At 45.3% G+C, this 19770-nt stretch carries 16 protein-coding genes, 2 pseudogenes and 1 riboswitch; of the genes and pseudogenes, 11 read left to right on the top strand and 7 right to left on the bottom strand.

Annotated elements, in window-relative coordinates; all coding sequences use genetic code 11:
* Positions 1 to 160 precede the first annotated feature (160 nt).
* The 7 genes and pseudogenes from A1359_RS03430 to A1359_RS03400 all read left to right on the top strand — a co-directional run.
* Complete coding sequence (locus A1359_RS03430) at positions 161 to 748, top strand: TetR/AcrR family transcriptional regulator (RefSeq protein ID WP_066978051.1); 588 nt, start codon at positions 161 to 163, stop codon at positions 746 to 748.
* 109 nt (positions 749 to 857) lie between these two features.
* The gene (locus tag A1359_RS03425; protein ID WP_066978048.1) at positions 858 to 1253 is read left to right on the top strand and encodes a rhodanese-like domain-containing protein; all 396 of its coding nucleotides are present in this window, start codon (positions 858 to 860) and stop codon (positions 1251 to 1253) included.
* Between the two features lie 122 nt (positions 1254 to 1375).
* Positions 1376 to 1660: a DUF4242 domain-containing protein gene (locus A1359_RS03420; protein WP_066978045.1), complete on the top strand. Its 285-nt coding sequence runs from the start codon at positions 1376 to 1378 to the stop codon at positions 1658 to 1660.
* Positions 1661 to 1665: 5 nt separating this feature from the next.
* Entirely contained in the window at positions 1666 to 1845 is a 180-nt protein-coding gene (locus tag A1359_RS03415; RefSeq protein ID WP_066978042.1) for a (4Fe-4S)-binding protein, read from the top strand.
* A gap of 97 nt (positions 1846 to 1942) precedes the next feature.
* The gene (locus A1359_RS03410) at positions 1943 to 3142 is read left to right on the top strand and encodes an NAD(P)/FAD-dependent oxidoreductase (protein ID WP_066978039.1); all 1200 of its coding nucleotides are present in this window, start codon (positions 1943 to 1945) and stop codon (positions 3140 to 3142) included.
* A 17-nt stretch (positions 3143 to 3159) separates the two neighbouring features.
* The gene (locus A1359_RS03405) at positions 3160 to 3573 is read left to right on the top strand and encodes a DUF1641 domain-containing protein (RefSeq protein WP_066978036.1); all 414 of its coding nucleotides are present in this window, start codon (positions 3160 to 3162) and stop codon (positions 3571 to 3573) included.
* Positions 3574 to 3839: 266 nt separating this feature from the next.
* A pseudogene (locus tag A1359_RS03400) lies at positions 3840 to 4163 on the top strand (ISAzo13-like element transposase-related protein); the annotation flags it as partial.
* Positions 4164 to 4473: 310 nt separating this feature from the next.
* Here A1359_RS03400 and A1359_RS03390 read toward each other — a convergent pair.
* Positions 4474 to 4683, bottom strand: a complete 210-nt coding sequence (locus A1359_RS03390; protein ID WP_066978025.1) for a cold-shock protein — start codon at positions 4681 to 4683, stop codon at positions 4474 to 4476.
* A 662-nt stretch (positions 4684 to 5345) separates the two neighbouring features.
* Between A1359_RS03390 and A1359_RS03380 the strand changes: the two are divergent.
* A pseudogene (locus A1359_RS03380) lies at positions 5346 to 6056 on the top strand (ISNCY family transposase); the annotation flags it as partial.
* 329 nt (positions 6057 to 6385) lie between these two features.
* Here A1359_RS03380 and A1359_RS03375 read toward each other — a convergent pair.
* From A1359_RS03375 to A1359_RS03360, 5 genes are all read right to left on the bottom strand, one after another.
* The gene (locus A1359_RS03375; protein ID WP_066978015.1) at positions 6386 to 7315 is read right to left on the bottom strand and encodes a hypothetical protein; all 930 of its coding nucleotides are present in this window, start codon (positions 7313 to 7315) and stop codon (positions 6386 to 6388) included.
* Positions 7316 to 7392: 77 nt separating this feature from the next.
* Positions 7393 to 7469, bottom strand: a riboswitch (cyclic di-GMP riboswitch).
* Between the two features lie 276 nt (positions 7470 to 7745).
* Complete coding sequence (locus A1359_RS03370) at positions 7746 to 8627, bottom strand: FAD:protein FMN transferase (RefSeq protein WP_066978057.1); 882 nt, start codon at positions 8625 to 8627, stop codon at positions 7746 to 7748.
* Between the two features lie 132 nt (positions 8628 to 8759).
* On the bottom strand, positions 8760 to 12452 hold the full coding sequence (locus A1359_RS03365; protein WP_066978012.1) for a DUF3570 domain-containing protein: 3693 nt from the start codon (positions 12450 to 12452) through the stop codon (positions 8760 to 8762).
* Entirely contained in the window at positions 12367 to 12594 is a 228-nt protein-coding gene (locus A1359_RS23540) for a DUF4266 domain-containing protein (RefSeq protein WP_083960472.1), read from the bottom strand. Before A1359_RS23540 ends, A1359_RS03365 begins: the two co-directional genes overlap by 86 nt.
* Before the next feature lie 18 nt (positions 12595 to 12612).
* Positions 12613 to 13101 carry a TlpA family protein disulfide reductase gene (locus A1359_RS03360; protein WP_066978009.1) on the bottom strand — a complete coding sequence of 163 codons (489 nt, stop codon included), beginning with the start codon at positions 13099 to 13101 and terminating at the stop codon, positions 12613 to 12615.
* 787 nt (positions 13102 to 13888) lie between these two features.
* Between A1359_RS03360 and A1359_RS23000 the strand changes: the two genes are divergently transcribed.
* The 3 genes from A1359_RS23000 to A1359_RS03345 all read left to right on the top strand — a co-directional run bounded on the left by A1359_RS23000 (position 13889) and on the right by A1359_RS03345 (position 18603).
* Positions 13889 to 14740 (top strand): hypothetical protein, encoded by an 852-nt coding sequence (locus tag A1359_RS23000; protein WP_066978006.1) that lies wholly within the window; start codon positions 13889 to 13891, stop codon positions 14738 to 14740.
* Between the two features lie 673 nt (positions 14741 to 15413).
* On the top strand, positions 15414 to 17768 hold the full coding sequence (locus A1359_RS03350; protein ID WP_066978003.1) for a cytochrome c peroxidase: 2355 nt from the start codon (positions 15414 to 15416) through the stop codon (positions 17766 to 17768).
* 76 nt (positions 17769 to 17844) lie between these two features.
* Positions 17845 to 18603, top strand: a complete 759-nt coding sequence (locus A1359_RS03345) for a hypothetical protein (protein ID WP_066977999.1) — start codon at positions 17845 to 17847, stop codon at positions 18601 to 18603.
* Positions 18604 to 18665: 62 nt separating this feature from the next.
* Here A1359_RS03345 and A1359_RS03340 read toward each other — a convergent pair whose 3' ends face one another.
* Positions 18666 to 19637 carry a 2-hydroxyacid dehydrogenase gene (locus tag A1359_RS03340; protein WP_066978054.1) on the bottom strand — a complete coding sequence of 324 codons (972 nt, stop codon included), beginning with the start codon at positions 19635 to 19637 and terminating at the stop codon, positions 18666 to 18668.
* Between the last annotated feature and the right edge of the window lie 133 nt (positions 19638 to 19770).

Genomic DNA, 19770 nt, shown 5'->3' with positions numbered 1-19770 from the left:
AAGCGTAGGAACGATGCGCGGTGGCAGCCTTAAAGGATATACACATTAAGGCACCGCTAAGCAGCAGTTAGCGTGCAATTTTTCCGAATGCTGCGATTTCCCCTTGCTGGAAAAAATTTATTGACAAAATAAACGACCGGTCGTATATTTTGTAACCACTATGAACAGCAAGCTTTCCAAACGCACAAAATTACTAGACCAAGGTGTTTATCTGCTGATGAACCAGGGCTATCATGCAACCGGTATTAACGAAATTGTTAATGCGGTACAGGTGCCCAAGGGTTCATTTTATAGCTACTTTGGCAGTAAGGAAGAGTTTGCTGCTGAAAGCATCAACCACTATATCGAACCTTTTATACAGCTATTAACGAGGCATTTACAACACTCGCAAGCCGACCCGCTCACTGCATTAAAAAACTACTATGCAGAGCTAATTGTTGCAGTGGAAAAGAACGGTTACAAAGGCGGATGCTTGTTGGGTAACTTGATGGGTGAAATCGGCGATACCAGTGAGTTATGCAACCAAGCGCTAAAGTCTGCGGTTGAACGCTATAAAGCGCTGCAATATAAGGCATTGCTGCAAGCCCAAAAACAAGGCACGGTACGTAATGATAGAAGTGCCGAAATTATGGCTAACTTGTTGGTAAATAACTGGCAAGGCGCGTTGTTACGGATGAAAATTGAACAGTCCGTACAACCTTTGCATGAGTTTTGCGATACCTTATTGAATGATTATTTTGTTGCCTAGTCGATTTTAGATTGGGGACAAAGCAAGTCGACACAACCGCCGCTAGTTTTGGTGTTTTTTTTGCCCAAAATGAAGACGACCGGTCAATTATTATGCATGGGAATTTGATATGAGCGAAGAAAAAACCTTAATGGATTTTGTTAAACAAGCAAAATCGCAAATACACGAAATAGAGGTATTAAATGTTAAACCGCTATTGGATGAAGGCTACCAGGTACTGGATGTACGCGAACCTGCAGAATTTATGTCAGGCACTATTCAGGGCGCATTAAATATTCCGCGTGGAATACTGGAAGGGGCGGCAGACCGTCAATATGCGGGTCGTCGTGAAGAATTAATGGACCGCGACAAAAAATGGCTATTACTCTGCGCCAGTTCCGGGCGCTCTGCCATGGCCGCGGCTGTGATGCAGCAGATGGGCTTTAAAAATATCAAGAATATTAATGGCGGCATCGCCGCCTGGAAAGCGGCTGAATTAGCCGTAAAAATTCCGCCACAAACTTAAGCATTAATCATTTAAAAAACCGTTTAACGAACAAACTTTCAAGCGATATGACCATGGGCCAATATCGTTTTTTTTAACAACCAATCGAAGACGACTGGTCATATAGAAGTATAGGAGGCCATATGCCTAAATATATTATTGAACGAGAAATCCCGAATGCAGGCCAATTAACCGCAGTAGAGCTGCAACAAATTTCACAAAAGTCCTGCTGCATTCTGAACGACATGGGGCCACAAATTCAGTGGGTGGAAAGTTATGTGACAGACGACAAAATCTATTGCATTTACATCGCGCCCGATAAGCAAAGCATTAAAACACATGCAGAACGTGGTGAGTTTCCGGCCAATTCGATTGCTGAAGTAAAAACCATGATTAATCCAACAACAGCTGAACATAGCAGAGGTTAAGCACCATGAAAATACAATGGGATCAACAAACATGCACGCACTCCGGCAACTGTGTCAAATCACTGCCAGAGGTTTTTAAAGTGGTCGACGGACAATTTGTGATCGAACCGGACAAAGCGACTGAGGCTGAAGTCGTTAACGTTATCAATCAATGTCCTTCCGGTGCGCTGAAACGCGTCGACTGACTAAAAAATGGGTCTTCTTGTCCACGGTGCTAGATATTCATTATTGATGCGCCTGACAAGTTGACCCTTCACTGCATAATCAATTGAAGGAGTCATTATGACTAGCTCGACAAAACGCATTATCGTCGTTGGCGGCGGGATAGGCGGCACGATGACCGCTAATAATTTAGTCGCTAAATTTTATCCGGAAATCCTAAAAGGCGAGATTGAGATCATGATGCTCTCAAACTCCCCTAACCATATTTACAAGCCGGCCAATATGTATGTGGCTTTCAATGCTTTTCATCCGCATGAACTGGTGCGCAAACAACGCTCGTTATTACGCCCGGAAATTATTTTCCATGTCGATGGCGTAGAAAGCTTTGAATTCGAACAAAATCGTGTCCTCTGTGAAAGCGGCAAGCGCTACGATTACGAGTATCTGGTTATTTCCACAGGCTGTATTCCAGCACCGGAACGCATTGAAGGCCTAAAAGAGGCGGGAGATCATTTTTACCAAACTAAAGCAGCGCAACAACTCGCACAAAAATTACGCACCATCCAGGAGGGCCGTATATTTATTACGGTTAATTTCCCTAAAACCCCCAATGTGCCTCATCAATGCGGCATTGCCCCTATCGAAACCACGTTAATGCTGGATGAATATTTGCGTAAACGCGGCGTACGGGACCGGGTAGAGATTATTTACAGCTATCCCACCGTCTCTCAATTATTGCGCAATTGTTTGTTTTTACAAAAACCAACCTGTGATGTGTTGCCTACTATTTTTGATAGTAAAAATATTAAATATCAACGCGGCTTTACCTTAGATAGGGTAGATCCCGAAGCCAAAATTGCTTATTCGGAAGAAGGTAAGTCTCAAGAATTCGATATTTTAATGGCTACGCCGCCTATTCGCGCGGTAGATGCCGTGATTAATTCAGGCAAGTCGCAAGCGCAAAATAATGAAGGCTGGTTACCGACCGACTTTGAAACCTTGAAAATGTACGGTACCGATAATGTCTATGTGATGGGCGATACCGTCGATTTGCCGGTGAGTAAAGCCGGCGGCACGTGTCATAACCAGTCACCGGTCATCGTGGAGAATATCGCTTCGGAAATTCGTCGTGGTTACACCTCTGCTATCTATGATGGCAAAGTACAGGCCATCGCTCAGATGGGATTGGAAGCCGGCATGCCGCTATGGTACGACTACAAACATGATGTACAGGTCGCCCCACCCACCAAACTCGGCGGCTTAATGCGCAAAACGTTTAATCGCGGCATTTATTGGGCTGTTGCGCGTGGAATCGTTTGATTACAGAGGAATTACTTATGTCTGAAGAAATGCAGTTAAATGGAAATCTAGAAAAACTTATGTCGGCTCCGGTGCTTAATGACCAGGCAACCATCGATGGCATCAAGAATCTAATCGATAAAGCCGCGCCTTTAGTACAAGCCGGACGCTTTAATAACATCATCGATTTATTGTCCATCATATCGGACAATATCGAATTTCTTGATGAAGCGGCGCTGGAAAAAACTACTAAAGTCGGCGAAGAAATTTTAGCCTTGGGTTGGACAGCCGGTAATGCCGTGCGTATGGCGAATGCGCAAACCGAAGCATTAGAAAAGCCACCCGGTTTGTTTCAATTAATCAGCTCGCTAAACGACCCGGATGTTCGTCGTTCATTACATTTTTTTATCGGCACCATGCGTATTATTGGCAGGCAGATGAAAAATGATTAATCCCTGTGCACGACAAAAAATATCAACAAAACATAAGGGATTGATTGGCAATATCTAAATTTCTTGCTCAGGTAGGATGGTCAAGCGTTAGCGAAACCCATCCTACTGTCTAAATCGCAACCTATTTAACCAATTCAACGCCTTGCTTAAGGGATGCCGCAGGCATAAAAATCCCGTCATAATGATGGTTTTACGAAACAACTCAGACCAACAGAGATGAAAGAAGCCATGAGCCCGTTAGTCACGTTTGCAGAAGAGCTTGGTGGGCGAGGCGCCAATCGTCGTTATCGCTTATCCGCACCTTGGTGATCAATTCGGCTAACGGACCGGAGTGCAGTGGTCGCCGAACGCAGTATTTACATAGGCCGGTTGAGTTTGCAGACAAAACGGGGCTGATCATTCGACTGGTCTATTACCCGCCTTATCACAGCAAATACAACGCGATCGAGCGTTTTTGGGCAGGGTTAGAGAAATCCTGGAATGGCTACTTGTTAGATTCTGAAGAAACGGTTTTGAAGCGCGCGAGCAATTTTATCTGGAAAGGGGTGCAGGCGACAGTAACGATGATGGCGGGCGCGAACGCCTTCTAAAACGTCGTCATTCGCAGCATGGGCCAGCGTCAGAAAGTCACTGCCTGGATCGTAGCGAATTCGCAAGCGGCGAAGTCGAATCGATTAGATGATTATTTGGTGAGCGTGGATGATATTGAACGGCTAACAGGGCAGAAAATACCGCTGGTTGATCGTGCGAAGCATGACAAACCGGCCCCGTTCATGGGCTCTTCCGCAAGGGTGTGATAAAGGCCAGGCTCGATCCGTGAGGCGAGCGCAGCCAGCACTTGATGACCAAGTGCAATTGCTCAACAGATGTCTAGCATCTATTGAGCAATTATCAAACGACCTATAAAGGAATTACATTTTCCGCTTGTGGACCTTTGGCACCGCTGGTCACTTCCATCGTGACGCGTTGACCTTCTTGCAAGGTTTTACGACCACTGCCTTGAATGACGCTGAAATGTACAAATACATCTTTTCCGCCGTCTTGCTCGATGAAGCCGAAGCCTTTGTCATCGTTGAACCATTTTACTTTGCCTTCTACTTGCGCTGCCATAAATCTCTCTTAAATTAAAAACCAATATAGGTATATTGTTTACACCTAGGGTAATTATCCCTTAATTTTGCAACAGATGTGTAATTGATATGCAAAAGTCGGTGATTTAGATCAATCTTAGCCAAGCCAAGACCTCATTTAAAGCGCTAACATCCCTCGGCCTGCAGGCTACAAGGCCCGAATAGCGGGCCTTGTAGCGTAGATCAGTTGGGCGTAGAAATGTTTTGATTGATCTGGCGACAATTTTATCGTCAGATCCTTTTTTTATGATTTGATCGCAAATAATGCCCCTTTCGATGCCCTGCTTTGACGCTACTCAGCTCGAACGGTTTCGCAGCTAGCTATTATCCGGGTAGTTATATTTTGCGAAATCCTTATTTCTGCTTTAATGGATGCCAAGTAGCAATCATTTTTTTGCATTCAGTTTTCCATGCACAAGGCTTGGTTTCGTTACAATGAATATCAGGCTCAACATTGAAGCAAGGTTCGTTATCGGTGGCTTGTTGGATAACATGAATCAGGTCTTCTATCACTGTCGGCTGATCTGCATTTTTAAAGCATAATGAGCTGGCCAAGCAAGTGCAGATCAAAGCGGCTTATCAAACCTACCTCGACCAAGCCGAAACCCTTGTGCAGCGAGCAAGCGCGGCCATGGCGTACAGACACTGCTGCTGGCGGATCTCGATGAGTATCTGACCCATGCGAACCGACAGATCGACCAAATTCGTCGCCGGGTCTTGCAAGGTGAAACGATTCCGCATGCGGAGAAAGTTTTCTCGCTTTTTCAACCCCATACCGAGTGGATCAGCAAAGGTAAAGCTTCCGCTCCTGCTTACGCCGGCTTTGCCTACATCCCTGTAGGCAAAGCCGGCGTGCCGGTCGAATTGGGCTTGCGGGTCTGTATCGTCGAAAACCAGTACCGCTTCATTCTGCACCATCAGGTTATGGAAAAAACCACGGACGCTCAAATTGCCGTGGCCTTGGTCGAACAAGCCCAAGCCCGCTTTGCGGCTGTAAAAGCCATGAGCTTTGATAAAGGCTTCCACAGCCCCGCCAATCAGACCGAGCTCAAACAGCACCTGGAAAACGTGATATTGCCGAAAAAAGGCCGGCTCTCCGAAGCCGACAAATCGCGTGAATCCGACCCGGAATTTATCCGCCTGCGCCGTCAGCACTCATCCGTCGAATCGGCTATTAATGCCCTGGGCGTTCATGGCCTGGATAAATGTCCCGATCATGGCATTGACGGTTTCAAGCGTTATGTCGCCCTCGCGGTCGTGGCACGCAACATTCAGCGCTTGGGTTCCATTCTGCGCGAGCATGAACAGCAAGCAGCGGATCGACGACGAGGGCCGTATAAAAAAGCGGCCTGAATACACGATTGCTGATGTAAAAAACCAGAAACGCGGGAAAGGTATGTTCAAAATCCGTCCAGAATGGCTGATTTGCATCATTGAGTTCGACCGGATGAGGAAATAGGCTGGCCAGTGCCGAAAAACTGCCGTGATTATGCTCAGTGACCCAGCACAATTCTGAAAAAATCGAGTTTTCTTTCAGACACTAAATAGTATGATTTCCAATAAAGCAATGCGCCCTGACAAAATGTTGAGATCTATTTCATCAGGATAAGAAAAACCCGCAGTTAGGATTAGTAGTTGCGGGTTCGGTTGGATGGCTATCTCAGGCGATGTTTTGCGGTAATTTAGGCTGCCAATTTTTTGCGGCGTTGCACACCAATAAAGCCGGCTAATGTGCTACCAAACAACCAAATAGCGCCTGGTACTGGCACTTGAGATACTGTCAGGCTATAGCCATCCGTAGTTGCTCCCCAGTGACCATTTCTATAGCCACCTAGTACGATGGTATATATTTCACCTGCAGTTGCATCGAAGCTAATGGTGTTTAGATTGCTGGGCGTTGCGCCGCCAACGCTGTAGGCAACAATGTCAGAAGCGGCAAAAGTTGTGCCACCGCCTGGCAGCGATGCGGGTGTTACGCCGAAGGCGTTGCTGTTAGCATTCCATCCACCGTGGTGAGCATAAGAAGTATTGTTGCTCATGCCTTTAAAAATGGTTAAGCCAAAATTGGTGCCACTTTGTAAAATGCCTTCTGCATTTAAGGTTACTGTGCCTGATGTGTCTGATTTGAACAAACCAAACTCAAGGTCATGGCGCCATCCGATTGCACCGGCTTGCCCTTGATCGCTCCAGGCACCTTTAGCCGTATCTATATCAGCATAGACACCATAGCGATTGAAGGCGTCAAATGTAGAAATTTCACCAGTACCGCCTGTGCCACCGGTAATTTCGATTGCCCAGTTCAGATGAGGTGCTGTGTAGCCGAAAGGTGTGCTGTTTGTGCCAGTAGTGCCAGCCCATTTTGCATCTGTAGCGTTAGAATTGCCTGAGTCTGCTGTATAGCCATAAATCCAACCGTCGGTATTGCCGGATAAAGCCCAAGTGCCGCCGGTGGTTGGGTCTGTGGTGTTGCTACTGATGTCAAGGCCTGCTGAGCTACTCAGGTTGTACATTGTGGTGACGGTGGCGGACGCTGTAGAAACCGAGCCTGTTGCTAGTGTTGCGCCAGCTATTGTATAAGCAATGGCCTTGGCCAATTTTGTTTGATTCATCATTGTGAATACACCTCGTCAATTAATAATTACAATTTCAGTTTGAGTGCTGATTTGTGTGTTTGTGATCGATAACCAAAATTGGCAGCAAGGACGATCTTGAATTAAGATTCTTGCTTTCCGACCTTGTCTTACGACAAGTGTGGCTTTATCTGTTTGGTTTGTTATGTCAAGCTGTTTGCATATTTTATTTAGCAAAAATGATGCCATATTATGGGGGTGTGGTCTTGATTATTGCGACTTTGTCAATGTGGTCTTATGCTTCAATGGTTATGGGGTGTTGAAGTTAGAATGGTTTTTGATTGAGTGATACTTATCCAGCATATGATTATTACAGAATGGCAGAGGATTCTGATTAGAGAGGTTTAAGTAACCGTTAGCGTGTGAAATCGCTATATTTAGTTGTGTTAGATAACATAGTTTAAATATCAGCTTAGAATGCTTCGCTTGTGTTTATCAGCGTGCCACCTTGATGACCAAAATGATCCATCCATAGGTAAGGTAGTTCTAACGATTCCAACCAGCTTGGCCCATCTTCAGCTTTCAGCATGGCAATGGTGGCGGCACTGCCAGCTATCACGCAAAAATCACTGATCACTGTAACTGCGGCCAAATGACTTACCGGCCAGCCGGTTTTTGGGTTAAACACATGGCTGTATCGGATACCATTAACCATCATGAAGCGTTGGTAATCGCCACTGCTGGCAACCGCGCCGTGGTTTAATGTCAATGTCGTGAGCACATTGTCGTTGTTACGTGGGTGCTGTATGCCCACACGCCATGGACGATCATCTGCGCGGGGGCCAATCAATTTAACGTCCCCTCCAAGATTGACTACACCAGATTCTAAGCCGTGCGTTTGACATAAAGCGGTAGCGCGGTCTGCGGCGTATTCTTTAACAATGCCGCCAAAATCCAGCTCCATACCAGGAATTAAAAACTCCAATTGCGGGGCTTGCCAGCGTAAGTTGTGCCAGCCGGATCGGGATAACAAATGGTTGATCTGGTTCTGGTCAGGTAACTTGTTTCGTTCAAAATGCCAGGCTTGGCGCAGAATGCCGGAAGTGATATCAAACAGGCCATCGCTTTGTTGATAACAGGTTTCTGCATAATCCAGTAAGCTAGCAGTTTCTTCGTCGATTGTTATGCTGCCGCCAGTAGCGGCGACCTTGTTTATTACAGACAGTAAGCTGTCGGCACGGTAACGAGAATATTTGGCTTCAAGTCGGCTGATATCAATAATCGCCAAATCGGCAATTTTTTTGGCTACGGTTCTTGTTTTGGCGAATAGCTGAATTTCGCATGGGCAGCCCATGGCCTTAAAAGCAAAGCGAAAACATTGAAATTTGTTTTTTTTCAAAGGGGAGTGAGTAAGGCGTTTAAAAAGCTAAAATATTTTACTTCATAGTAAAGCGGGTGGAGTATGTCTTATGCTGTGCAAGCCAAATTAAAAGGTATAACTCCATGTGGCCGTTAGTGCACCGTCTCTATCCAGTTGTGAGCCATTAAAGTCAGAAGCTACAGGTTGCAGCCATTCTACGCTAAGGTTGTGACCAGCGAATTGTCCTTCGGGTACAGATAAGTTTAATCCCATGCCAACATCCCAGTATTGGCCGCCGTAGTTGTTTGTAAAGTCCACTGGTGAAACGTTTTCGTGATTTTGAGTCGTTGCGCCTTGTATTTTATCCTGCCAGGTATAAACACCGCGAACGGTTGCCGATAACCAATTAAAAATGTTGTAACTTCCCCATCCTGTTGCCTGGAAAATATCGCCATAGGCATAGCCATATTTGTTTTTCCCCAACCGTTTAACTCCATTGAGTTGTCCGCCCCATCCCCAATCGTCCATATGGCCGGTATAAGTCAAGCTCGGTTTAAAATCCCAGGTGCCACTGCCCAATTGCATACCATAATCTTGTAAGACAGCACTGTTAGGTACTGTCTGAGTACCTGCCGTTGATTCCAGAACGGGTGGCGTAAGCTGTGCATCAATAGCGCCAGTGGGTGCGCTCATACCAATGCCGGTATGCAGATGATGTTTACCGTCATCTACGATCTTAACTAATGCAGTGACTACGGTATCGCCTATATCGTTGCTATTATGCGTGGTGCCGGCGTGGTGGCCGTAGTCCGCTTCTTCGGTTCCTTCAAACGCTCTTAGTGGCTGGCTCATGCCCATGTCCATGCTCATCAATTGCGGCATCAGCATGATATTCAGCCAGTCGGTAGGTGCGTACATTAAATCCAGCATGTGCATTTGCATATGCATATTGGTAGGTTTATATAAGCAGCCATTGGCATTACCGGCGCAGGCAGTGCTCACTAGCAATGCATCACTGATTGGGTCACTGCCGTTACGCATAGAGCCACTTTGTGCGCTGTATTGATAGCGATAACCGATCATGATGTCGTCAGCTTGATTCATCATGTGGCCGAACATAACGCCTGCAGGAACGGGTGCGCCATGATGGTGATGATGCATATTATGTTCGCTGTGTTCGCCGATACTAAGTGGCCTGGCCCCTAGATCAATACTAAGATTGGCATGGGCAATATAGTAATTAAAGTCTGCATAATCCCCTACGCCGCCGCCGCCGAGCTTTAACGAACCAGAATGTGTTACATATTCCATGCCTGCTTCCACTGAAATACCGCGAGCAAATTGTTTGCTGACTGTAACTCCACCGCTTAAGTCACCGAATGCCGACAGCCTAAAATCGCTGGAGTAATTGCCATCAGCTCTTGGTGACAAGAAATAAGGGGCAAAGAAATCCGCCTGTGATTGCGAGTAATAGCGAAGGCCGGGGGTGACGGTCCAGCCGCCAGGGAGGGATTGATACCATTTGAGTTCTAAGGTGTGCGAGTTGATGCCCCAGTCATCAATAAAAAAACGATAATCAAAATGTACCGAGGCATCGAGTTGTGGGATGTACTGGTTCAAGCGATTAGATAAAGACCAAATATTACGTTCATCAGGACGTTTGTCACGAAACAGTTCCAGACCGACCATTTCCAGTTGGGTGATACTGTCCCAGTTAACCCCCTCTGGATTGGAATACATTTGATAATATTCTTCAGGTGTTACTTCGCCGCGCACGTAGACATACTTATAGGGGTTGCTTAAATAACCCGTTTGTCGTGAGTAATTGGCGGTAAAGTTATACAGGGTATTTTTAGATAGAATTTGACTGATGCCAGCATTGAAATTATGGAATAAACTCTCATCGTTCAGATCGGGATAATCGGCGGGACCGTAGCTTGCTAAGTGGTCCGCGTGCCCAGCATGGGAGCCGCTGCTGCGGGTTATAGTATTGCTGTTTATGCCATAGCCAGCGGATACGGTAGTTAGCTTATCGTTGAATTCATGGCTAACGTTAGCTGAACCAAAGTTGGATAAAAAGTCAGGTTCATCAGACAGGCCACCCGTGATGGATAAGGTGGTCGCGTCGAAGTAATAGCGGGCCGTAAATTGTGGCATCGAGCGTGTTTCTTGCGGTTGCATTTGAAAGCGCTCTACTGCAGGCGTTCCAGTGGGTACTAGTTTGTTTAATACTTGGGTATACAGGGCAATCGACGCTTGGGCGCTGAGGTTATTAGCTACAGTTTCTTGTTCAGTTTTGCCATCAACAAAATTCTGATTTGTTTGCGTGGCTGCAGTTTTGTAATCTGCGGTGACTTGAGCCAAATCCTGATTGTAAGTCGTGATCAAATTAGCCATTGCCACTGGGTCGGCGGCAAGGTTGACTAATTCGGCATTAAAATAGTTATTTAAATCGACCAGTTGCTGTTTATACAGAGCGTTCAAATCTGCGATATTGGCGACAGGCGCTACAACGATATTATCCAATTCCATGGAAAAAGCTTTGCCATCAGTAGGGGTTTGTTGATAGCCGTTGTAATGAATCCAGAAAGCGCCAATACTGCCCCAGGCAGGGTTGTCATTAAATAAAACCGTGCCGCTAAAGCCGTTGGGTATGTTTTTGCGGACGACAGCTGGCCCGCTATTGGGGGCTGTATCCAAATTTGGGTTAAGCGCAGAGCTATAGCCTAGAATTTCCCAAAAATCATTCGGGCCGGTACCCGGATTGTCTGCGCTGATTGGCGCATTAAAGTCTAATGAAACGAGACTAAATATTTTACTTTCTTGGTTTCTAACATAGACGCCCGCTGAGTCAGAGTGGTAACCCAGCTTTCTATCTCTAAGCCCATTTGAAATCCGATGCAAGTGGGCGGTGTTGTTGGAAGTATCTTGAACAATGCCCACAACCATGTCATTTTCATAATAACAGCCGAGATTTGCAGAGCCTGTACAGTTGCCGCCTGCTACCGGTGCAATGTTGGCGGCACCGGAATAAGAGCTTTGGTTCATCAGGCTGGCAGGAAAGCTAATGGTAGCAGGAGCGGCTATGGTTTGAGGTACGTTTGCCAAGTTGGTTACGATAGACGCTCTGTTGGCTTCATAGCTAGCTATTAAATCGGGTATGAGTACGCCCATGGGGGAGGCGGTTAGAAAGAAATTATCCTCATTGGTGGCTAAGTCGATGACATATGTTTGTGCCAGGACTGCTTGGGTGGTTTTATTGATTTGTTCAAGACTGCTGATGTTGGAGTCTCGTTGTGCGGAAATTAGTGCATCGGCAGTATCTATGCCATCCTTATATTCGGTAAATAAATTAAGATTGAATTGCGTTAAATCGGTTGCTGTTACTCCGCCTGATGCGGCAGACACAAGGTCAGCTGGACGGGCTTCATTTACGGTGCCGCCGTCATCCTTTAAGCCATATTTTGGCAGATTGGTAACCGTTGTCGGCAGGCTAAATGCTGGCGTTGCGCCGCTGTAGGTGTCTCGATCCAGGCTGAAGGCAAACTCTAGGCGATCGGACAAAGGGATGACAGCGTCGGCATGATAAATGTCAACCTGCATGCGGTTGTCACTTTCCTGGTAATGGCCGTAGCTAGCATTGGTTTTAATGCTATTAGAGGGTATTGCGGCCTGTGCATTTAAGCCAGGTAAGCTGAGTGCAGCGCCTGTTAAAGCAGCGAGTGCTTTGTTGTTAATTGCAGCCACAGCCGCCGCCTGCGCCAGAATGGCCGCCGTGTGACGCTTCTTTACTCGTAAAAATATGATCCCTAAACGCATTTTGGTTAGGCGTTGGGTTTATTCCCATTTCTTCTTTGGCTAGATTGCCGCGCTCCCAAGCGGAAACGGTTTCACAGCCCTGATTGATCAGGAGGCTGCCCAGGCAAATGAAAATCCTATAAACAAATAATGATCTACGCATGGGGATTAAAATTTGGGGTTATTCCGTTAGTAAGTGAGATACTTGCTCTTGAATTTTACTTTCATCTTCGTCTCGAAAGCCTAAGTGAACTAAGCGAATTTTGCCGGTTTTATCCACTAAATAAGATGAAGGCATGGCTTTGACGGCAAACTTTTGCGGGCAATCTCCGTTAGGGTCGTAGGCCATAGTGTAATCAACTGGGTTTTCTTTTAGGAAGTTTTTAGCGTCTTCGCTATTCTCGTCTACGTTGATAGCCAGGATTTCAAAGCCCTCTTTTACGCGCTGATTACGCAGGTTGTTTAAAAAAGGCATGGATTTTTTACAGGGCGGACACCAAGTTGCCCAAAAATCAATTAGCAAAACCTTGCCTTTATAAGCATCAAAATTTACAGTTGTGTCTTTGTTATCAACTGCTGCGCATGGTGGAGGCGTTTGGCCGGCTTCTGCTGCATTTGCGGACGGGTTTGCTGCTAATAGCAACAGGCAGATGAAAAAATATTTGCACATAATCTTTTACAGTTAAAAAATGTATAGATTATTTAAGCATAATTTATGCCTGCATGTGGGGTTTAAGGTCTTTGGGGGTTATGATGTCAACAAGTGAATCAAGGCAATCGTTATTCCTTGATTAAGCCAAGCCTTGGGCCAATATTGCCGTTTTTCAAGTTAGTAGGTTAAGCTTGCCTGGGCGGCATAAGAGCTCAGCTACGCTGTAGGGCTAAAGTTGCGTGTCTCATTATATTTTCAGATCATAAAGGCTTTTCGGTTGCAACGTCATTCAGGATCTCGGTAAATCCCGTTCTGATGTAGATATTTTGCTCACTTTATCTTTAGTATTTAAATTTTTTAAAGTGAGTAAATCTTTGCATGATTATACGATTCTATACCTAAGCGATTCGGGGGTGGAGGGGATAAGTGAGGCATATAACCTAATCAGTGCGTTAAATAACATAGTTTAGTTTTGGCTGTGCGAAAAATTGATCTTTTATGGTTGTATGTAGGTAGAAGTAGAAATTAGTTGAATTCAGTTAACAGCGTATTTTGCAGGATTTTGGTTGTTAGCTTGATGAATGCGCATGTTTTTAGATTTTATGCTTAAGAAATTGGCCGTGTGATTGGTTATGGTCCAAAAATTGCTCTTCTTAATGGTGCATGTGTTTTGATTGTTGCTTGCAAGCACTATTGATGAATCGTTCGTGGTGAATAGAGCAATTGTATGATTAAATCTAAACTGTTTTGAGGCTTGTCTGGGGGGGGCAAGGTTCTTTTCTTAAACTTTAGTAAGGAATAATAAATGAATATTAAATTAATCAATGGCTTGTTGTTCGGTGCTTTGGCGGGTATGAGTCAGGTAAGTTCGGCGGCGCTTACGGGAGCTGATGAGGTTACGGTAAATTTTCCTGGTAGCATAATGAATCAATCGTCTTATGGTTATGGCGCTAATCAGGTTCCTGCTGCGGGAGGTCTTTGTCCCGAAACAGGCGGTGCGGCCTGTTATGTTGAAGATGGTGTTCTGATTGGCTCGCCCACTGATGGTAATGGTACTAATCATCTTCACAGGACAGGTAGTATTACGGGTGGCGGCTTGTCTGATAAGGCTTTAGCCTATCATGGCGATTCCTCAGGCATTTATATTAGAGCGCTTGATGGCTCAGCTTTTGATCTTAAGTCCATGATTTTTCAAGCGCCAATTGGTGGAACTAACTATATTTATGGTCCTGCCATGGATATGAATAATCCGCTTTCTGATCAACCTGCTGACATTGGTCTATTAGGGCCGAATGAAGGATGGGAAATCTTTGGTTTCAGTAGTGCAGTAAATCCCAATATCCAGAGCACTGATGGATATGGCACTGCTGTTGCGCACTCATTTATTGCTAATGGATTTGAGGGCTTAGTAGGTACTAATTCGTCCTCTGACTTTGTTTTAGATGCTGCATTTAATAATGTCAGTGCGGTCTGGATTCATTATAAAGGCTATCCAATTACACCTACTGATGGCATTTTCTTTGATATGGAGCTGGATAACGTTGTATTAGGCGCACCCGTTGCTGCCGTGCCTGTTCCTGCAGCTGTATGGCTGTTCGGTACTGGTTTGCTGGGCTTGGTTTCTTTTGGAAGAAAAAAATCTGCGCTTAGTGCTTGATTGTAAGTTTATAGGCAATAAAGAGGGTGGGGCAGCAATGCTTCACCCTTTTTTATTGAGTACGGTTTTTTGTAAAGATGCAATTATCTATTTGGCCTCGACTGGTGATGTTGTTGAAACCTGTTTAAGGCAAAATTGGGGTCTACGCATCATTCATTTGGTGAAAAATATAAATTCGTTTAGATAGGCTAAATGCCTGTAATTACCTCTTTCAGGGTAAATCCAACAACTCATCAAATTGAGCAACGGGTTTCTTTGCTTGTCTCATTCATCTATTTAGTGATGATACTGCCTATTTTTAAAAATTTGCGTGATTTCCCTTGTTTTGTGGCATTTCGCTTATTTTTGGCTGGGGTATTCTGACCTTTTATTGGTAGATAAGCTCACTAATAGAATATGTCGGCAATTGCCAAGATTATTTAGGTGTCGAGTGTGTCAACCTATGAGGTTATTCAGGTAATAGATGTCGTAGGTTAGGCGACAAATGCCTAGCTAATAGTTCTATGGCCTGAATATTGCTTTCTATCTTATCTGTAACACTGTATTTAGAGGATTAATGAGATTTTCGCGAGCGGGGTGTAAGCATCGCTTTTATTAATCCTACAAATGATATACATGGCAAATTAAATGCGGTTTGATCGTGATTTTTAATAAATTTTATAGGTAATCAAGTATGCGAATTACATATCTCATTGGATTGATGTCCGCGCTGATTCTTCAGACAGCCCACGCACATGGCCCCGTTCCTGGGCCGTTAATCAATGTGCCAATTCCTGAAGTACCGGGTCTATTGGGTGGCAGTGATCCAATTGTAATCAATAAAGAAAAAGCTATAGCTTTAGGTAAGGCGTTATTTTGGGATACAAATGTCGGCAGTGATGGCATGGCGTGCGGCTCATGCCACTTTCATGCCGGAGCAGACACCCGGGTAAAAAATCAAATGAACCCTGGCTTATTAGGTAGTGATAAGGTAACGGGTGAATCATTTAGTGTTTTAGGTTCGGGGAAGGGTGGACCCAATCACACTTTAACCCAAGCAGACTTTCCATTGCACAAACGCGCAAATCCTTTTGACGAAAATTCCGCAATTATTTCTAACACTGATGACGCCGTTGCATCTTCGGGCACTTTTAGTGGTAAATATAAAAACACGTCACGCTTAAGTGGTGGCCTGGATACTTGCGAACAGCGTGGATTTGATCCAATTTTCAATGTGGGTGACATTCATACTCGGCGGGTAGAACCGCGTAATGCGCCAACGGTTATTAATTCCATTTTTAACCATCGAGCGTTTTGGGATGGACGTGCCAATAATATTTTTAATGGCAGTAGTCCATGGGGCGATCGTGATCCAGACGCAGGTGTGTGGGTAAAGGTTAATCCGCGTGCGGTAGTGAAGGAGCGCTTGCACTTGGAGAACTCAGCACTAGCGTCCCTAGGAACGACTGTACCCTTGAGTGAGTTCGAAATGTCATGCCAAGAACGTACGATGATCGAAGTGGGTCGTAAGCTCTTATTGCGCCAACCGTTACAAACTCAGAAGGTACATTATCAGGATAGCGTGTTTTCGCCTTTGGGCTTGGTTAGCAGCACGAAAAGTAATCAATTGCCAGGTTTAAAAACTACATATAAAACTCTGATTACCCAGGCGTTCAATCCGAAATATTGGTCTTACGCGGGTAGTTCAAAAGGCTTTCCCAAGCCAGCCAATGGACAGACGCCTTATAATCAAATGGAAGTTAATTTTCCGATGTTTATGGGCTTAGCGCTGCAACTTTATCAAGGCACTTTAATCTCTGATCAGGCGCCAATTGATTTGGTACCACGGGTGTTGGGTAATTCTAATGCGAGCAATTACTTAAGACCCAATTGGGTGGCTTTGTATCCTAATGAGCCCGAAAAAGTTCAGCAGTTGACTAACGGTTTTGATCTGTTCATGGCAAACCACTGTTCTACCTGCCATGGCGGTCCCGCAACCACCAACGCTGCATTGGCCTCTTACAAAAAAATGGTTACTCCTACGCCCGGGGCATTTTATGGGCCTGCGGCCGCACCAATTTATTATGGTGTCAATGCTTTGGGTCCGAATCATGGCGCTTCAGTGCCAGGTATTACCTCTAATGGCAATGTGGTTACGCGTGATGTTACGTTCAGCGCCCACCCTGGACACTTCATGGATACTGGTTTTGCCAATACTGGCGTGGGTAACCCGGATTCTGCTGACCCTGGTTTAGACGGCGTTGACGCTTTTGGTAATCCGTTATCTTTTAGTTATCAATATCAACAATATCTGGCAGGTTATACCGATAAGGTTCTGGATCAAGTAGTAAAAGAGGTGCGCGCATGTGACTTCGTTTTACCTTTGGTAGATCCTTACTATGCTTACGGCAGTTTCCCTGATGACGATTTGTTTAACGGGCTGGACGCGTTGGAAGATGATGGTGCACGTGATGGGGTTGATAAAACCCAAAACTGTATTGTTTCTGATATTTATGGTGTAGAGAATGTGCCCAAAATTCCTACGGTGGAAGCTGCAAGAGCTGCATTGAATTCGCCGAAAATGGCGGTAGCCACTAAAGCGGCGTTCAAAATTCCTACGTTACGGAATGTGGAATTGACCGGTCCTTACATGCATAACGGTAGCATGGCAACCCTGGAGCAGGTTGTGGAGTTTTACTCTCGTAAAGGTAATTTCATCAATGATCAGCAGCATGAGTTTATGCGGAGCATTACTTTAGCAGGCACTGGCCAACCTGCAGGGTCTAGCGCTATTAGCCAGAAAAGTCGCGCTGATGTAGTGGCTTTCCTGAAAACATTCACCGACGACCGGGTTCGTTACGAGCGTGCGCCGTTTGACCATCCTGAAATCAAAGTGCCAAACGGTCATCTGGGTGATGAGCAGGGCGTTTCTGTCGGTAATGTTATCGATGAAAATCTAGCTAAAGATGACTTTTTATTGGTGCCTGCTGTGGGTGCTGGCGGTATCCTGGAGCCACTAAAACCATTCGAAGCCTTGCTAGAGCCATAAACACATCAGAATTAAAAAATGACTGAAAGCAGTGTGGCATTAACCACCTGCTTTCAGTAAAAACTTAGGAGATTTTATGATTTATTCAGTTAAGAAACTTGCTATCGCGGTTAGTGTTTTTGGCAGTATGTCCTTATTCGCTCACAACGCAGTTGCTAGCGTTGCGTTCGATAGTTATGCCACGATTAATTTTTCGGTTGCCAGTATTAGTGCAGATGGTGGAGCTTACTCTGGCGGGTTGAGCATGTCGGGTTCTTTTTTACGTTCGGGCGATTACTTTCCGGATATCTGGACTGATACCACTGGTGATGCCAATGTTACGGATAATAATCCTGAGATACCTGCTATTTCAGGTCCGGTTGTAGTAGGTACCAATTTTAGTCATTCATTTGCCTTAGACGGCAGTGCTTCGAATGGCATGATCGATTTCGATCAGGTCGGTTGGTATGATTTGGGTTTTAAGATCAATGATAATGTCTTGCAAGTATTCGATATTACGCTTAATTTTTCTTACGACATTCATAGTCAAGTTACTGGTCAAGAAGGTGTTACGGGTGTCAGTATCGAATATTTCGATGACGTTTTCGAAGCTTATGGCTATGACTTAGTCGAAGCATCGTCTATTCAACCCGAATTAGCTATTGCCCAAAGCATTGATGGTGGGCAGATGACTTTCACGCTCGACCCTTTCAATAATTCGCGTATCTTCTATGTTAACGTGAACCATACTGGCCACTTAGAAGCCTCTCCAGTTCCCTTGCCCCCTTCTGCGTGGTTATTTCTTAGCGGTGTTTTCGGGGTATTTGGCTTAAAAAAACGCAATGTTTCCGTTTAACGTGTCTTAATTTGTCAGCGATTATAATGGGCCGAGAGCAATGCAATTGCTCTCGGTTTTTCTTACGCTACCCTATCCGGCAGCGCCTCACCCGCAAAAAATGCCGCCAAATTTTCCAATACCTTTTCGCCCATTGCGGTACGTGTACCAATAGTGGCACTGCCTAAATGCGGCAGTAAGGACACATTTTCTAAACTTAAAAAGCCTGGGTCGATGTTCGGTTCACCTTCATAAACATCCAGCCCGGCGCCTGCAATACGTTTTTCCTGTAAGGCTTTGATCAAAGCTTTGCTGTCCACTACATCGCCACGCGCGGTATTGATTAAATGGGCGCTGGGTTTCATCAGATTTAACATGCTTTGATTGATTAAATGCCGGGTGTCATTGCCGCCGGGGCAGTGTAGGGAGACATAATCGCATTGCGGTAATAAGTCTTCGATGGTTTCGCAGCGTATGGCTTTCAGATCAGTCACGATGCTTGGGTCGGCGGGAGTGGGTTTAAAGTAAATTATTTTCATGCCAAACCCATGATGCGCTTTGCGGGCCATGGATTGGGCGATGCGGCCGAATCCAATTAAGCCTAAAGTCGCGCCGGTGACGTCGCTGCTCATCATATGGGTCGGGCACCAGCCACTCCATTGACCGGCACGCACTAATCTATCCCCCTCGGCGCCGCGTCTGGCGGACATCAGTAATAAGGTCATGGCAATATCTGCGGTGCTTTCGGTTAAAACGCCGGGGGTGTTGGATACCATTAAGCCTTGCTGTTTGGCTGCGGCGATGTCTATATGGTTATAACCCACACCAAAGTTACCCAGGATTTTGCAGCGTTTGTTGGCTACATTCAAAACCTCGGCCGGCAGACTGTCGCAAACCGTGGGGCAGACAGCATCGTAATTTTGCAAAGCTTGTTTAAGTTCGTCGGCTGAAAAAGGATGGTCGTCATGATTGAGTGTGACGTCATATAATTGTTGTAGTTTTTTTTCTACAGATACCGGCCAACGGCGGGTAATTAAGACTTTGGGTTTGGACATGGCAATGCCTTTTTTCAATTGAAAGTTGCTGGTTAGGAATGCGCATGAAACAAGTTCGTCAGCTGTGGGTGCGAATTTATTCGCACTGTGCGGATAAATCCGCACCTACACAGGATTCTTGCATATGATATTC

It is taken from the genome of Methylomonas lenta (assembly GCF_001644015.1).
GTDB lineage: Bacteria > Pseudomonadota > Gammaproteobacteria > Methylococcales > Methylomonadaceae > Methylomonas > Methylomonas lenta.
This window is presented reverse-complemented; position numbering and strand designations above follow the sequence as displayed.